The 13,800-nt window shown below is 53.6% G+C and carries 28 protein-coding genes; all 28 read right to left on the minus strand.

From position 1 onward, the window contains the following. Positions 1 to 169 precede the first annotated feature (169 nt). Entirely contained in the window at positions 170 to 553 is a 384-nt protein-coding gene (gene rplQ / locus ACB037_RS17495; protein ID WP_005307999.1) for a 50S ribosomal protein L17, read from the minus strand. Positions 554 to 596: 43 nt separating this feature from the next. Further along, on the minus strand, positions 597 to 1,586 hold the full coding sequence (rpoA, locus tag ACB037_RS17500; RefSeq protein ID WP_005307997.1) for a DNA-directed RNA polymerase subunit alpha: 990 nt from the start codon (positions 1,584 to 1,586) through the stop codon (positions 597 to 599). Positions 1,587 to 1,611: 25 nt separating this feature from the next. Beyond that, positions 1,612 to 2,232: a 30S ribosomal protein S4 gene (gene rpsD / locus ACB037_RS17505; protein ID WP_010672568.1), complete on the minus strand. Its 621-nt coding sequence runs from the start codon at positions 2,230 to 2,232 to the stop codon at positions 1,612 to 1,614. A 39-nt stretch (positions 2,233 to 2,271) separates the two neighbouring features. Next, positions 2,272 to 2,661, minus strand: coding sequence for a 30S ribosomal protein S11 (gene rpsK, locus ACB037_RS17510; RefSeq protein WP_005319702.1), 390 nt, complete (start codon positions 2,659 to 2,661; stop codon positions 2,272 to 2,274). A 14-nt stretch (positions 2,662 to 2,675) separates the two neighbouring features. Continuing rightward, the gene (gene rpsM, locus ACB037_RS17515) at positions 2,676 to 3,032 is read right to left on the minus strand and encodes a 30S ribosomal protein S13 (RefSeq protein WP_005307991.1); all 357 of its coding nucleotides are present in this window, start codon (positions 3,030 to 3,032) and stop codon (positions 2,676 to 2,678) included. A gap of 139 nt (positions 3,033 to 3,171) precedes the next feature. After that, entirely contained in the window at positions 3,172 to 3,285 is a 114-nt protein-coding gene (rpmJ, locus tag ACB037_RS17520) for a 50S ribosomal protein L36 (RefSeq protein WP_005319705.1), read from the minus strand. A gap of 27 nt (positions 3,286 to 3,312) precedes the next feature. After that, on the minus strand, positions 3,313 to 4,641 hold the full coding sequence (gene secY / locus ACB037_RS17525; protein ID WP_010672567.1) for a preprotein translocase subunit SecY: 1,329 nt from the start codon (positions 4,639 to 4,641) through the stop codon (positions 3,313 to 3,315). Between the two features lie 8 nt (positions 4,642 to 4,649). Continuing rightward, positions 4,650 to 5,087 carry a 50S ribosomal protein L15 gene (gene rplO, locus ACB037_RS17530; RefSeq protein ID WP_005307987.1) on the minus strand — a complete coding sequence of 146 codons (438 nt, stop codon included), beginning with the start codon at positions 5,085 to 5,087 and terminating at the stop codon, positions 4,650 to 4,652. Positions 5,088 to 5,089: 2 nt separating this feature from the next. Then, complete coding sequence (gene rpmD, locus ACB037_RS17535) at positions 5,090 to 5,269, minus strand: 50S ribosomal protein L30 (protein WP_005307985.1); 180 nt, start codon at positions 5,267 to 5,269, stop codon at positions 5,090 to 5,092. Positions 5,270 to 5,275: 6 nt separating this feature from the next. Then, positions 5,276 to 5,776: a 30S ribosomal protein S5 gene (rpsE, locus tag ACB037_RS17540; protein WP_005340605.1), complete on the minus strand. Its 501-nt coding sequence runs from the start codon at positions 5,774 to 5,776 to the stop codon at positions 5,276 to 5,278. A gap of 14 nt (positions 5,777 to 5,790) precedes the next feature. Then, a complete protein-coding gene (gene rplR / locus ACB037_RS17545; RefSeq protein WP_010672566.1) occupies positions 5,791 to 6,144 on the minus strand; it encodes a 50S ribosomal protein L18 in 354 nt (117 codons plus the stop codon). Positions 6,145 to 6,153: 9 nt separating this feature from the next. After that, positions 6,154 to 6,687, minus strand: a complete 534-nt coding sequence (rplF, locus tag ACB037_RS17550; protein ID WP_010672565.1) for a 50S ribosomal protein L6 — start codon at positions 6,685 to 6,687, stop codon at positions 6,154 to 6,156. 13 nt (positions 6,688 to 6,700) lie between these two features. Then, positions 6,701 to 7,093: a 30S ribosomal protein S8 gene (rpsH, locus tag ACB037_RS17555; RefSeq protein ID WP_010672564.1), complete on the minus strand. Its 393-nt coding sequence runs from the start codon at positions 7,091 to 7,093 to the stop codon at positions 6,701 to 6,703. 19 nt (positions 7,094 to 7,112) lie between these two features. Continuing rightward, a complete protein-coding gene (rpsN, locus tag ACB037_RS17560) occupies positions 7,113 to 7,418 on the minus strand; it encodes a 30S ribosomal protein S14 (RefSeq protein ID WP_005331161.1) in 306 nt (101 codons plus the stop codon). A gap of 10 nt (positions 7,419 to 7,428) precedes the next feature. Beyond that, complete coding sequence (gene rplE, locus ACB037_RS17565; RefSeq protein WP_005331162.1) at positions 7,429 to 7,968, minus strand: 50S ribosomal protein L5; 540 nt, start codon at positions 7,966 to 7,968, stop codon at positions 7,429 to 7,431. A gap of 13 nt (positions 7,969 to 7,981) precedes the next feature. Beyond that, the gene (gene rplX, locus ACB037_RS17570; protein ID WP_005307977.1) at positions 7,982 to 8,299 is read right to left on the minus strand and encodes a 50S ribosomal protein L24; all 318 of its coding nucleotides are present in this window, start codon (positions 8,297 to 8,299) and stop codon (positions 7,982 to 7,984) included. An 11-nt stretch (positions 8,300 to 8,310) separates the two neighbouring features. Further along, a complete protein-coding gene (gene rplN / locus ACB037_RS17575) occupies positions 8,311 to 8,679 on the minus strand; it encodes a 50S ribosomal protein L14 (protein ID WP_005307975.1) in 369 nt (122 codons plus the stop codon). Between the two features lie 148 nt (positions 8,680 to 8,827). Beyond that, on the minus strand, positions 8,828 to 9,076 hold the full coding sequence (gene rpsQ, locus ACB037_RS17580) for a 30S ribosomal protein S17 (protein ID WP_005307966.1): 249 nt from the start codon (positions 9,074 to 9,076) through the stop codon (positions 8,828 to 8,830). Continuing rightward, positions 9,076 to 9,267 (minus strand): 50S ribosomal protein L29, encoded by a 192-nt coding sequence (rpmC, locus tag ACB037_RS17585; RefSeq protein WP_005307965.1) that lies wholly within the window; start codon positions 9,265 to 9,267, stop codon positions 9,076 to 9,078. Before rpmC ends, rpsQ begins: the two co-directional genes overlap by 1 nt. Further along, positions 9,267 to 9,680: a 50S ribosomal protein L16 gene (rplP, locus tag ACB037_RS17590; protein ID WP_010672562.1), complete on the minus strand. Its 414-nt coding sequence runs from the start codon at positions 9,678 to 9,680 to the stop codon at positions 9,267 to 9,269. The genes rpmC and rplP overlap by 1 nt, the downstream gene beginning before the upstream one ends. 13 nt (positions 9,681 to 9,693) lie before the next feature. Then, on the minus strand, positions 9,694 to 10,407 hold the full coding sequence (gene rpsC / locus ACB037_RS17595; protein ID WP_005331168.1) for a 30S ribosomal protein S3: 714 nt from the start codon (positions 10,405 to 10,407) through the stop codon (positions 9,694 to 9,696). Positions 10,408 to 10,410: 3 nt separating this feature from the next. Continuing rightward, positions 10,411 to 10,755 carry a 50S ribosomal protein L22 gene (gene rplV / locus ACB037_RS17600; protein WP_010672561.1) on the minus strand — a complete coding sequence of 115 codons (345 nt, stop codon included), beginning with the start codon at positions 10,753 to 10,755 and terminating at the stop codon, positions 10,411 to 10,413. A 10-nt stretch (positions 10,756 to 10,765) separates the two neighbouring features. Continuing rightward, positions 10,766 to 11,044 carry a 30S ribosomal protein S19 gene (rpsS, locus tag ACB037_RS17605; RefSeq protein WP_005307960.1) on the minus strand — a complete coding sequence of 93 codons (279 nt, stop codon included), beginning with the start codon at positions 11,042 to 11,044 and terminating at the stop codon, positions 10,766 to 10,768. A gap of 22 nt (positions 11,045 to 11,066) precedes the next feature. Beyond that, on the minus strand, positions 11,067 to 11,888 hold the full coding sequence (rplB, locus tag ACB037_RS17610; protein WP_010672560.1) for a 50S ribosomal protein L2: 822 nt from the start codon (positions 11,886 to 11,888) through the stop codon (positions 11,067 to 11,069). A gap of 15 nt (positions 11,889 to 11,903) precedes the next feature. Then, a complete protein-coding gene (gene rplW / locus ACB037_RS17615) occupies positions 11,904 to 12,206 on the minus strand; it encodes a 50S ribosomal protein L23 (protein ID WP_005307955.1) in 303 nt (100 codons plus the stop codon). Further along, entirely contained in the window at positions 12,203 to 12,808 is a 606-nt protein-coding gene (gene rplD / locus ACB037_RS17620) for a 50S ribosomal protein L4 (RefSeq protein ID WP_005340616.1), read from the minus strand. The genes rplW and rplD overlap by 4 nt, the downstream gene beginning before the upstream one ends. 17 nt (positions 12,809 to 12,825) lie before the next feature. Next, entirely contained in the window at positions 12,826 to 13,458 is a 633-nt protein-coding gene (rplC, locus tag ACB037_RS17625; protein WP_010672559.1) for a 50S ribosomal protein L3, read from the minus strand. A 22-nt stretch (positions 13,459 to 13,480) separates the two neighbouring features. Continuing rightward, on the minus strand, positions 13,481 to 13,792 hold the full coding sequence (rpsJ, locus tag ACB037_RS17630) for a 30S ribosomal protein S10 (RefSeq protein WP_005307944.1): 312 nt from the start codon (positions 13,790 to 13,792) through the stop codon (positions 13,481 to 13,483). Positions 13,793 to 13,800: the final 8 nt, after the last annotated feature.

A 13,800-nucleotide genomic window follows, 5' to 3' on the forward strand; every position in this document is an offset into this window, starting at 1 on the left:
GTAGAGGCAGTAGAGGCAGTAGAGGCAGTAGAGGCAGTAGAGGCAGTAGAGGCAGTAGAGGCAGTAGAGGCAGTAGAGGCAGTAGAGGCAGTAGAGGCAGTAGAGGCAGTAGAGGCAGTATCAGAATCCACCAAAAGAAAAGCCGGGACAAGCCCGGCTTTTTCTTTTATCACTCAGCAGCTGCTTCAGCAGCGGCCGGGCGGTCTACCAGCTCAATGTAAGCCATAGGAGCGTTGTCGCCAGCACGGAAACCGCATTTCAGAATGCGAGTATAACCGCCGGCGCGCTCCAGGTAGCGCGGGCCCAGTTCATTGAACAGCTTAGCCACGATCGCGTTATCGCGAGTACGGGCAAATGCCAGGCGACGATTAGCAACGCTATCAGTCTTGGCAAGGGTGATCAGCGGTTCAACTACACGACGCAGCTCTTTTGCCTTAGGCAGAGTCGTCTTGATGATCTCATGACGAACCAGGGAGCTGGCCATGTTGCGGAACATAGCCTGACGATGGCTGCTGTTCCGGTTCAGTTGACGACCACTCAAACGATGGCGCATGACCTTATCCTTCTAACTAAATCTGTGAAACCCGTAATCTGGATTACTCGTCAGCGATGCTGGCGGGCGGCCAGTTCTCAAGGCGCATGCCAAGAGACAGACCACGGGAGGCCAACACGTCCTTGATCTCAGTCAGGGACTTCTTACCGAGGTTAGGAGTCTTAAGCAACTCAACTTCGGTACGCTGTACCAGATCACCAATATAGTGGATAGCTTCTGCCTTCAGACAGTTCGCTGAACGAACTGTCAGCTCCAAATCATCGACAGGACGTAGCAGAATCGGATCAAACTCGGGTTTCTCTTCTTTCTTCTCGGGCACGCTGACATCGCGCAGATCCACGAAGGCTTCCAGTTGCTCTGCCAGAATAGTGGCTGAACGACGGATTGCTTCTTCCGGATCCAGAGTACCATTGGTCTCCATGTCGATAACCAGCTTGTCCAAGTCGGTGCGCTGTTCCACACGTGCCGCCTCGACATTGTAGGCGATGCGAACGATGGGGCTGAACGCGGAGTCCAGCAGCAGGCGACCGATAGGACGCTCTTCATCATCGTTGTGAACACGAGCAGAAGCAGGCACATAACCACGACCGCGCTGAACTTTCAGGCGCATGCTGATCTCAGCATTTGCACCAGTCAGGTGGCAGATTACGTGCTCCGGGTTTACGATCTCGACTTCATCACCGTGAGTGATATCACCAGCGGTAACGGGGCCTGTTCCAGACTTGGTCAGGGACAGAGTTACCTCGTCCTTGCCTTCCAGCTTCACAGCGATACCTTTCAGGTTGAGCAGGATTTCAAGAATGTCTTCCTGTACACCTTCTTTGCTGCTGTACTCGTGCAGTACTCCGTCGATCTCGACTTCAGTAACCGCACAACCGGGCATAGATGACAGCAAAATACGACGCAGGGCATTGCCCAGCGTGTGGCCAAAGCCACGCTCAAGCGGCTCGAGAGTCACTTTCGCGTGAGTCGGGCTAACTTGCTCGATGTCAACTAGCCGCGGTTTAAGAAAATCTGTTACAGAACCCAGCATTGTGTCCTCTCTTTAGAAGCTAGCTTTACTTGGAGTAAAGCTCGACGATCAGCTGTTCGTTAATGTCGGCAGACAGGTCGGAACGCTCCGGCAGGCGCTTGAAGGCACCTTCCATCTTAGCAGCGTCAACCTCTACCCAAGTCGGCTTCTCGCGCTGACCAGCAACTTCCAGGGAAGCTTTGATACGCGCTTGCTTCTTAGCCTTCTCGCGAACGCAGATCACGTCCTCAGGGGATACCTGGAAAGAAGGAACATTCACAACGCGGCCGTTTACCATGATGGCTTTGTGGCTCACCAGCTGACGAGATTCAGCACGAGTGGCACCGAAGCCCATGCGGTAGACGACGTTGTCCAGACGACCTTCCAGCAGCTGCAACAGGTTTTCACCGGTGTTACCCTTTTGACGGGCAGCGTCGCGGTAGTAGTTGCGGAACTGTTTTTCCAATACGCCGTAGATACGACGTACTTTTTGTTTCTCGCGCAGTTGCACACCGTAGTCGGACAGACGCGCTTTACGCGCACCGTGTTGACCAGGAACGGTGTCAATCTTGCACTTAGAATCAATCGCACGAACACCAGACTTCAGGAAGAGGTCGGTGCCCTCACGACGGCTAAGCTTAAGCTTAGGACCGATATATCTTGCCATCTTCTTTCTCCAACAATCCTAGACCAAGTAGCTACAGCGTTACACGCGGCGCTTCTTGGGAGGACGACAACCGTTGTGCGGGATCGGAGTCACATCAGTAATGTTAGTGATGCGGAAACCAGCCGCGTTCAGAGCGCGGATGGAAGACTCACGACCGGGACCCGGACCTTTGACCATGACTTCCAGGTTCTTCACGCCGTATTCTTTGGCGATCTCACCAGCACGCTCAGCAGCTACCTGGGCAGCAAACGGAGTGGACTTACGGGAACCACGGAAACCGGAACCACCAGAGGTAGCCCAAGACAGAGCATTGCCCTGACGGTCAGTAATGGTCACGATTGTGTTGTTGAAAGATGCATGAACGTGCGCAATACCGTCGCTCACTTGCTTTTTAACGCGCTTGCGAGCACGAGTCGGAGTTTTAGCCATTTTCTACCTTCCCGTTACTTCTTGATAGCCTTGCGCGGACCCTTACGGGTACGAGCGTTGGTCTTGGTACGTTGACCACGAACAGGCAGGCTACGACGGTGACGCAAACCACGGTAGCAACCCAGATCCATCAATCGCTTGATGTTCATGGAAATCTGACGACGCAGGTCACCTTCGACGGTGAATTTACCTACTTGTTCACGCAGACTCTCAATCTGAGCTTCGTCCAGGTCTTTAATTTTCACATTCTCAGCGATACCGGCTGCGGCACAGATGGCCTTGGAGCGGGTACGACCGACGCCATAAATAGCAGTCAACGCAATGACTGCATGTTTATGGTCAGGAATGTTAATGCCAGCGATACGGGCCACTATTCACTCCTACATATAGTAGATAACGACCACCACAAAGCCCGTGAGCGGATACGTGGCGGTCAACCAATACACAACAAAAGTTGGCTGGCTATATTAGCCAGCACAACTATTTGTTGCAAGTACTAACCGTAAAAAATTAGCCTTGGCGCTGTTTATGCTTTGGCTCGCTGCAAATCACACGCACCACACCGTGACGCTTGATGATTTTGCAGTTACGGCAGATTGCCTTAACGGAAGCACGAACTTTCATTGCTTAACTCCGTAACTACGCCGACCTTTAGCGGCCGTAGCCCTTCAGGTTGGCCTTCCTCAGGACGTCGCCATATTGATGAGACATCATATGGGTCTGAACCTGAGCCATGAAGTCCATGATAACTACCACGATAATCAGCAGCGAGGTGCCACCGAAGTAGAACTGTACGTTCCAGGCAGTCATCAGGAACTGGGGTACCAGACAGATAAAGGTAATATAGAGCGCACCTGCCAATGTCAGGCGAGTCATAACCTTATCGATGTAACGTGCTGTCTGCTCGCCCGGGCGGATCCCCGGGATAAAGGCTCCACTCTTCTTCAGGTTATCTGCTGTCTCGCGGGGGTTGAACACCAGCGCGGTATAGAAGAAGCAGAAGAAGATAATGGCTGCTGCATAGAGCATCTCGTACAAGGGCTGACCCGGCTGCAGGACCATAGAGACCTGTTGCAGAATGTCAGCGATCTTGCCCTCGCCCTGACCAAACCAGGAGGTAATGGTACCCGGGAAGAGGATGATGCTGGATGCGAAAATCGCAGGAATCACACCGGCCATATTCACTTTCAACGGCAGGTGTGTGCTTTGCGCAGCGAATACCTGGCGGCCTTGTTGACGCTTGGCATAGTTAACGACGATACGACGCTGACCACGCTCCACGAACACCACAAAGTAAGTCACAGCGAAAACAATCAAGCCTAGCAACAACAACAGCAGGATGTGCAATTCCCCTTGACGTGCCTGTTCGGCCGTAGCGCCAATGGCATGAGGCAGACCGGCGACGATACCTGTGAAGATAATCAACGAGATACCATTACCAATCCCACGCTCGGTAATCTGTTCACCCAACCACATCAAGAACATGGTACCGGTGACCAGACTCACAACGGCTGTGAAATAGAAGCCCAAACCCGGATGAGTCACGAGTCCTTGCATCATATTCGGCAGACCTGTTGCAATACCAATGGCCTGGAACGTTCCCAAAACCAGCGTGCCCCAACGGGTATATTGGCTAATCTTGCGACGGCCGGATTCACCTTCTTTCTTGAGTTCAGCAAGAGCAGGGTGAACCACAGTCAGCAACTGGATAATGATCGACGCCGAAATGTACGGCATGATCCCCAGCGCAAGAATAGAAGCACGCGAGAGTGCACCACCACTGAACATGTTGAACATCTCAATGATGGTGCCCTTCTGTTGTTGGAACAACTCGGCCAGTACGGCGGCGTCAATACCAGGGATCGGCACATAAGAGCCTGCACGGAACACGATAATTGCCCCGAGAACGAAGAGCAGACGGCTCTTCAGTTCGCTCAGACCACCTTGTGCTTTAACATCCAATCCTGGTTTCTTAGCCATTGTACTGATTATTCCTCGATTTTACCGCCAGCGGCCTCGATGGCTGCACGTGCACCCTTGGTGACGGACAGACCACGAACGGTCACAGCACGGTCAATGTTGCCAGACAGAACAACTTTAGCGAACACGATGTTTTTGGTAATAACACCGGCTTGCTTCAGAGTGCTCACGTCGACCACATCACCTTCTACCAGGGCGATTTCGTTCAGGCGCACTTCGGCAGAAACCAAAGATTTGCGAGAGAAGAAACCGAACTTCGGCAGACGGATTTTCAAAGGCATCTGGCCGCCTTCGAAACCGTTGCGGACCTTGCCGCCACCGGAACGAGAGGTTTGACCTTTAACACCACGACCACCGGTCTTGCCCAGACCAGAACCGATACCACGGCCCGGACGGTGCTTGACGCGCTTGGAGCCAGCGGCCGGAGACAGAGTATTCAGACGCATGCTTAGCCCTCCACCTTAACCATGTAATAAACCTGGTTGATCATACCGCGTACGCAGGGAGTATCTTCCAGCTCAACGGTGTGACCAATGCGACGCAGACCCAGACCACGCAGAGTCGCCTTGTGCTTTGGCAGACGGCCGATAGAGCTGCGAGTTTGAGTTACTTTTACAGTGTTAGCCATGTCGCATTACCCCAGAATTTCTTCAACGCGCAGACCACGCTTGGCCGCGATCTGTTCCGGTGATTGACCGTGAACCAGAGCGTCGACAGTTGCGCGAACAACGTTGATTGGGTTGGTGGAACCGTAGGTCTTGGCCAGCACGTTGTGGATACCAGCAACTTCCAGTACGGCACGCATGGCGCCGCCTGCAATGATACCAGTACCTTGGGAGGCCGGCTTCATGAACACGGTGGAACCAGAGTGAACGCCACGCACCGGGTGGTGCAGGGTGCCGTTGTTCAGCTCAACCTTGTTCAGGTTACGTTTAGCCTGTTCCATCGCCTTTTGAATGGCGGCCGGAACTTCACGGGCCTTACCGTAACCGTAACCTACACGGCCGTTACCATCACCCACCACGGTCAACGCGGTGAAGGACATGATACGACCACCTTTAACAGTTTTCGAAACGCGGTTTACTGCAATGAGCTTTTCTTGCAGTTCGCCGGCTTGAGATTCGACTTTAGCCATCTTCGACTCCTAGCTTAGAACTGAAGACCAGCGTCACGAGCAGCGGCAGCCAGAGCGGCTACACGACCGTGATACTTGAAACCGGAACGATCGAAAGATACGTTCTGAACGCCTTTGGCAATAGCACGCTCAGCGATAGCCTTACCTACAGCGGTAGCAGCATCTGCGTTACCGGTGTATTTCAGAGCTTCACTGATGGCTTTCTCTACTGTGGAAGCAGAGGCCAGAACTTCGGAACCGTTGGCTGCAATAACCTGCGCATAGATATGACGCGGGGTACGGTGAACAACCAGACGGGTAGCTCCCAGTTCCTGCATCTTTTTCCGAGCACGAGTAGCACGACGGAGACGAGCTGCTTTCTTGTCCATAGTGTTACCTTACTTCTTCTTAGCTTCTTTAGTACGCACTTGCTCGTTGGCATAGCGTACACCCTTGCCCTTGTAGGGCTCCGGAGCGCGGTAAGCACGGATATCGGCGGCGACTTGGCCAACCAGCTGCTTGTCCACACCACGCAGAACGATCTCGGTGGCGGACGGACATTCAGCGGTGACACCAGCCGGCAGCGCATGCTCTACCGGGTGAGAGAAGCCCAGTGCCAGCGCAACAGCATTGCCCTTGATGGAGGCTTTGTAACCTACACCAACCAGCTGCAGCTTGCGCTCGAAGCCTTGGGTAACACCGACTACCATGTTGTTGACCAATGCACGGGCAGTACCGGCCTGAGCGTCAGCACCAGCGATGCCGTCGCGCGGGGCGAACTTCAGTACATTGTCTTCTTTGGTCACTTCTACACCGGCGTGGATGGAACGAACCAGGGAACCCTTGCCACCTTTGATGGACAGTTCTTGGCCGTTCAGAGTCACCTCTACGCCAGCAGGAATAGTGACGGGTGCCTTAGCAACGCGAGACATTTCCGACCTCCTATTAAGCGACGTAGCAGATGATCTCACCACCCATGCTTGCCTTGCGGGCAGCACGGTCGGTCATCACACCTTTAGACGTGGACACGATAGCAACACCGAGACCGCCCATGACTTTCGGCAGATCAGTAGTGCGCTTGTAAATACGCAGGCCGGGACGGCTCACGCGTTGGATCAGTTCTACAACCGGCTTGCCCTGGAAATACTTCAGTTCGATTTCCAGTTCCGGTTTCACGTCACCAGCTACGTTGTAGCCAGCGATGTAACCTTCTTCTTTCAGCACTTTGGCGATAGCCACTTTCAGCTTGGAAGAAGGCATGGAAACCGCAACTTTGCTCGCCGCCTGACCGTTACGGATGCGGGTCAGCATATCCGCGATCGGATCTTGCATGCTCATAGTCTAACTCCCGAGATTCTTACCAAGAGGCCTTTTTGAGGCCCGGAATTTCGCCCTTCATGGCATGCTCACGCACCTTGATGCGAGAGAGGCCAAACTTCCGCAGGAAACCGTGCGGACGACCAGTGATGTTGCAACGGTTACGCTGGCGGGACGGACTGGAATCACGGGGCAGCTGTTGCAGTTGCAAGACAGCATCCCAACGCGCTTCTTCAGAAGCGTTCATATCAACGATGATAGCTTTCAGCTCGGTACGCTTGGTCGCGAACTTGGCTGCCAGCTTCGCACGCTTTGCTTCACGTGCTTTCATGGATGTTTTAGCCATAACCCTAACCTTACTTGCGGAATGGGAAGTTAAAGGCAGCCAGCAGAGCACGGCCTTCTTCGTCGGTATTCGCGGAAGTGGTGATGGTGATATCCAGACCACGGACGCGATCGACCTTGTCATAGTCGATTTCCGGGAAGATGATTTGCTCACGCACGCCCATGGAGTAGTTACCACGGCCATCGAACGCCTTGGCGTTCAGACCACGGAAGTCACGGATACGCGGTACGGAGATGCAAATCAGCCGTTCCAGGAACTCCCACATACGCTCGCCACGCAGGGTTACTTTACAACCTATCGGGTAGCCTTCACGAATCTTGAAGCCCGCAACAGATTTGCGTGCTTTGGTGATCAGCGGTTTCTGACCGGAAATGGCAGCCATATCGGCAGCAGCATTTTCCAGCAACTTCTTGTCAGAGATCGCTTCACCAACACCCATGTTCAGGGTGATTTTCTCGATCCGAGGGACTTGCATGATAGTCTTGTAACCGAACTGCTTGGACAGTTCATTTACTACATCGGATTTGTAGTAATCATGCAGTTTCGCCATCGTTAAACTCCAATTACTTCACAAGTTCGCCGGTGGATTTGAAGAAACGGACTTTCTTGCCGTCTTCAATCCGGAAACCAACGCGGTCAGCCTTGCCAGTGGCAGAGTTGAACAGCGCGACGTTAGATACATCGATGGGGGCTTCTTTGGTGACGATGCCGCCAGCCTGACCCAGTGCGGGTACCGGCTTTTGGTGTTTCTTCACCTGGTTGATGCCTTCCACGATTACCTTACCTTTTGCAATCAGGACTTGAGTGACTTTGCCACGCTTGCCCTTGTCTTTGCCGGTAAGAACAATTACTTCGTCTTCGCGACGGATTTTAGCTGCCATCGTTCGACTCCTTACAGTACTTCGGGTGCCAGGGACACAATCTTCATGAACTTCTCGTTACGGAGTTCACGGGTCACCGGGCCAAAAATACGAGTACCGATTGGCTGTTGGTTGTTGTTAAGCAACACAGCCGCATTGTTGTCGAAACGGATGACAGAGCCGTCCGGACGACGAACGCCTTTACGGGTGCGTACGACCACCGCGTTATACACATCACCTTTCTTCACTTTACCGCGAGGAATGGCTTCCTTGATGGAAACCTTGATGATGTCGCCGATGCCGGCATAACGGCGGTGCGAACCACCCAGAACCTTAATACACATTACACTGCGAGCGCCGGAGTTGTCGGCAACACCCAGCATACTTTGCATCTGGATCATCTTAGTGCTCCGCTTTGTTTACTTCTTATCCCTGATGGGATCTGGCTGCCTTCAAAAGGCGCGAAACTATAACACAGCTATTTTTGAAAAGGTAGCCTAAAAAACAAACGGCCCCGATGGGGGGCCGTTTGGGCTAAAAAGTACCGAATTAGGCCTTTTCTACGACAGCAACCAGGGTCCAGGACTTGGTCTTGGACAGCGGGCGGCACTCGCGGATTTCCACGAGATCGCCAGCCTTGCACTCGTTGTTCTCGTCATGCACGTGCAGCTTGGTAGTACGCTTGATGATCTTACCGTAGATCGGGTGCTTTACCTTGCGCTCGATAGCGACGGTGATGGACTTGTCCATCTTGTCGCTAATTACACGACCTTGCAGAGTACGGATCTTGTCAGTCATTACGCACCTGCCTTCTCAGTCAGTACAGTCTTGATACGTGCGACGTCACGACGCACTTGTTTCAGAGTGTGAGTCTGAGCCAGCTGGCCGGTGGAAGCTTGCATGCGCATGTTGAATTGCTCACGCAGCAGACCCAGCAGCTCCTGGTTCAGTTCTTCGACGCTCTTTTGACGCAGATCTTGGGCTTTCATCACATCACCGTCTTAATTACGAAAGTGGTCTGAACAGACAGCTTAGCTGCGGCCAGGGCAAACGCTTCACGCGCCAGAGCCTCAGGTACACCATCCATCTCGTACAGAACCTTGCCAGGCTGGATCGGGCAAACCCAGTATTCCACGTTACCCTTACCTTTACCCATACGAACTTCGAGGGGCTTTTCGGTGATGGGCTTGTCCGGGAACACACGGATCCAGATCTTGCCTTGACGCTTAACGTGACGGGTCATGGCACGACGGGCTGCTTCGATTTGACGAGCAGTCAGTTGACCACGAGATGTCGCCTTCAGGCCAAAGGTACCGAAGGATACTTCGTTACCGGCATTGGCCAGACCGCGGTTACGACCCTTGTGGGTCTTGCGGAATTTAGTACGCTTAGGTTGCAACATTTACCGAATCTCCTTACTTGGCAGCGCGGCGCTTGTTGTCACGCTTGGGCTTCGCAGGAGCTTGCTCTTGAGCAGCGGCAGCATTGACTGCAGCCAGACCGCCCAGAACTTCGCCCTTGAAGATCCAAACTTTAACGCCGATCACACCGTAAGTGGTGTGGGCTTCAGAAGTTGCGTAGTCGATGTCGGCGCGCAGGGTGTGCAGGGGCACACGACCTTCACGGTACCATTCGGTACGCGCGATTTCAGCACCGCCCAGACGACCGGAAACTTCCACTTTGATGCCCTTGGCACCCAGGCGCATGGCGTTCTGTACGGCGCGCTTCATAGCACGACGGAACATTACGCGACGCTCCAGCTGGGAAGTGATGCTGTCGGCAACCAGTTTGCCATCCAGCTCCGGCTTGCGGACTTCGGAAATGTTGATCTGAGCAGGCACGCCAGCGATTGCGGCTACAGCTTTGCGCAGTTTTTCAACGTCTTCGCCTTTCTTGCCGATCACGACACCCGGACGAGCGGTGTGAATGGTCACACGGATGCTCTTGGCCGGACGCTCGATAGTGATCTTGGACAAGGAAGCGTTTTTCAGCTCCTTGGTCAGGAACTGGCGTACTTGGAAATCGCTGTACAGGTTGTCAGCGAAGTCTTTGGTGTTCGCGAACCAGGTAGAATTCCAAGGCTTGGTAATACCCAGGCGAATGCCATTAGGATGTACTTTCTGACCCATTGCTTATCTCCCAGCCTTAGCGTCGGATACCACTACAGTGATGTGAGCGGTACGCTTGAGGATACGATCCGCGCGACCTTTGGCACGCGGGCGGATGCGCTTCATGGAGGGACCTTCGTCTACCATGATGGTGGCAACACGCAGGGTGTCGATATCGGCACCTTCGTTGTGCTCAGCGTTGGCAATGGCAGATTCCAGCACTTTCTTCACCAGAACAGCAGCCTTTTTCGGGCTGAAGGTCAGGATGTTCAGAGCCTTGTCTACGGACAGACCACGTACTTGATCGGCTACCAGACGAGCTTTCTGGGCAGAAGTACGGGCATAACGGTGTTTAGCGATAGCTTCCATCATTTATCCCTTAGCGCTTCTTAGCCTTCTTATCAGCAGCATGGCCGCGATAAGTACGAGTCGGTGCGAATTCACCCAGTTTGTGACCGATCATTTCTTCGGTAACGAAAACCGGAACGTGCTGACGACCATTATGGACAGCGATGGTCAAACCGATCATGTTCGGGATGATCATTGAACGACGGGACCAGGTCTTAACCGGCTTTTTATCCCCGCTTTCCACCGCTTTCTCTACCTTCTTCAGCAAGTGCAGGTCGATAAATGGACCCTTCTTGAGAGAACGTGGCATGGTGATTCCTCTATGTTAACAATTACTTGTTACGACGACGTACGATGTACTTGTCGGTACGCTTGTTCTTACGGGTCTTGAAGCCCTTAGCCTTCTGGCCCCATGGGGACACAGGCTGCATGCCCTTGTTACGACCCTCACCACCACCGTGCGGGTGATCAACCGGGTTCATCGCCATACCGCGAACGGTCGGACGAATACCACGCCAGCGGTTAGCACCGGCTTTACCCAGTTGACGCAGCATGTGCTCGGAGTTACCCACTTCACCGATGGTAGCGCGGCACTCGGCCAGAACTTTACGTACTTCGCCGGAACGCAGACGCAGAGTTACATAGTTACCTTCACGAGCCAGGATCTGGATGAAAGTACCAGCGGAACGAGCCAGCTGGGCACCTTTACCAGGCTTCATCTCAACGGCGTGAACGGTAGAACCGACCGGGATGTTGCGCATCGGCAGGGTGTTACCTACCTTGATGGCAGCATCAGCACCAGAGGCGATTGCATCACCAGCTTTCAGGCCTTTCGGGGCCAGGATGTAACGACGCTCACCGTCTGCATACAGCACCAGGGCGATGTTTGCGGTACGGTTAGGATCGTATTCCAGACGCTCAACTTTGGCCGGAATGCCGTCTTTGTCGCGCTTGAAGTCGATCAGACGGTAGTGTTGCTTGTGACCACCACCGATATGACGAGTGGTGATACGACCGTTGTTGTTACGGCCACCGGACTTGCTTTTGCTGTCCAGCAGAGCGGCGAAGGGCTTGCCCTTGTACAGCTCTTGGTTGACGATCTTGACGACGTGGCGGCGGCCCGGAGAAGTAGGCTTGCACTTAACGATTGCCATTTTTCAGAACTCCTCTTACTCGGCTGCGCCCATGAAGTCGATGTCCTGACCAGCTTTCAGGGTCACATAAGCCTTTTTCCAATCGGAACGACGGCCTACGCGTGCACCTGCGCGCTTGGTCTTACCCTTCATGTTCAGGGTACGGACGGTCTCAACTTCGACCTCGAACAGTTTCGCAACTGCAGCTTTGACTTCCGCCTTGGTGGCATCAACAGCAACTTTGAACACGATAGTGTTCTGCTTTTCTGCGACCATGGTGCTCTTTTCAGAGATGTGCGGAGCCTTCAGAACTTTCAGCAGACGCTCTTCACGGATCATGCCAGCATCTCCTCGATTTGCTTAACTGCGTCAGCAGTCATCAGAACCTTGTCGAAAGCGATCAGGCTGACCGGGTCGATACCGGCAACGTCACGCACGTCAACTTTGTACAGGTTACGAGCAGCCAGGAACAGGTTCTCATCGACTTCAGCAGTCACGATCAGAACGTCAGTCAGTTCCATTTCTTTCAGCTTGGCGATCAGTTCTTTGGTCTTCGGCGCTTCGATGCCGAACTTCTCAACAACGATCAGGCGCTCTTGACGTACCAGCTCGGACAGGATGCTACGGATAGCGCCGCGGTACATCTTCTTGTTTACTTTCTGGCTGTGATCTTGCGGCTTAGCAGCAAAGGTCACACCACCGGAACGCCAGATGGGCGAACGGATGGAGCCAGCACGGGCACGACCAGTACCCTTCTGACGCCACGGCTTTTTGCCGCCACCAGACACTTCAGAGCGAGTCAGCTGCGCACGAGTACCCTGACGGGCACCAGCGGCATATGCAACGACAACCTGGTGAACCAGAGCTTCGTTGAATTCGCGCCCGAAGGTAGTCTCGGAAACTTCAAGAGCGCTCTTGGCGTCTTTCATTACCAATTCCATTACTATCTCCTCAGACGTTACGCTTTGACGGCAGGTTTGACGATCACGTTGCCGTTGGTTGCACCCGGTACTGCGCCTTTGATGAGCAGCAGGTTGCGTTCAGCGTCAACACGAACCAGTTCCAGGTTCTGAGTCGTTACACGCTCAGCACCCATGTGACCAGCCATCTTCTTGCCCTTGAATACACGGCCCGGGGTCTGGTTTTGACCGATGGAGCCAGGTACACGGTGGGACAGGGAGTTACCGTGGGTCATATCCTGGGTACGGAAGTTCCAGCGCTTAACAGTACCGGCAAAACCTTTACCCTTGGATGTGCCGGTAACGTCTACCAGCTTAACGTCAGCGAGAAGATCTACTTTCAGCTCGCTACCAACAGTGAAAGTTTCACCGTTGTTCAGGCGGAATTCCCACAGACCGCGACCGGCTTCTACACCAGCTTTGGCGAAGTGGCCAGCTTCCGGCTTGGTTACGCGGCTGGCTTTCTTGGCGCCAGTGGTAACCTGAATAGCGTTGTAGCCGTCGGTTTCTACAGATTTGACCTGAGTTACACGGTTAGCTTCAACTTCGATAACAGTCACCGGGATAGAAACGCCATCTTCAGTGAAGATGCGAGTCATACCCACTTTGCGACCTACAAGACCGATTGTCATTGTTATCAACCTCTTTCCGTAATTAACCCAGGCTGATCTGGACGTCTACACCAGCTGCCAGATCCAGACGCATCAGAGCGTCAACGGTCTTGTCAGTCGGTTCAACGATGTCTACCAGACGCTTGTGAGTGCGGATCTCGTACTGATCACGCGCGTCTTTGTTGACGTGCGGGGAGATCAGAACGGTGAAACGCTCTTTGCGAGTCGGCAGCGGGATAGGACCGCGAACCTGCGCGCCAGTGCGCTTAGCAGTTTCAACGATTTCCGCAGTGGATTGATCGATCAGGCGATGATCAAAAGCCTTCAGGCGGATACGGATTCTTTGGTTCTGCATTGACAGAG

It is taken from the genome of Aeromonas sp. S19(2024) (genome assembly GCF_041402625.1).
GTDB lineage: Bacteria > Pseudomonadota > Gammaproteobacteria > Enterobacterales > Aeromonadaceae > Aeromonas > Aeromonas caviae.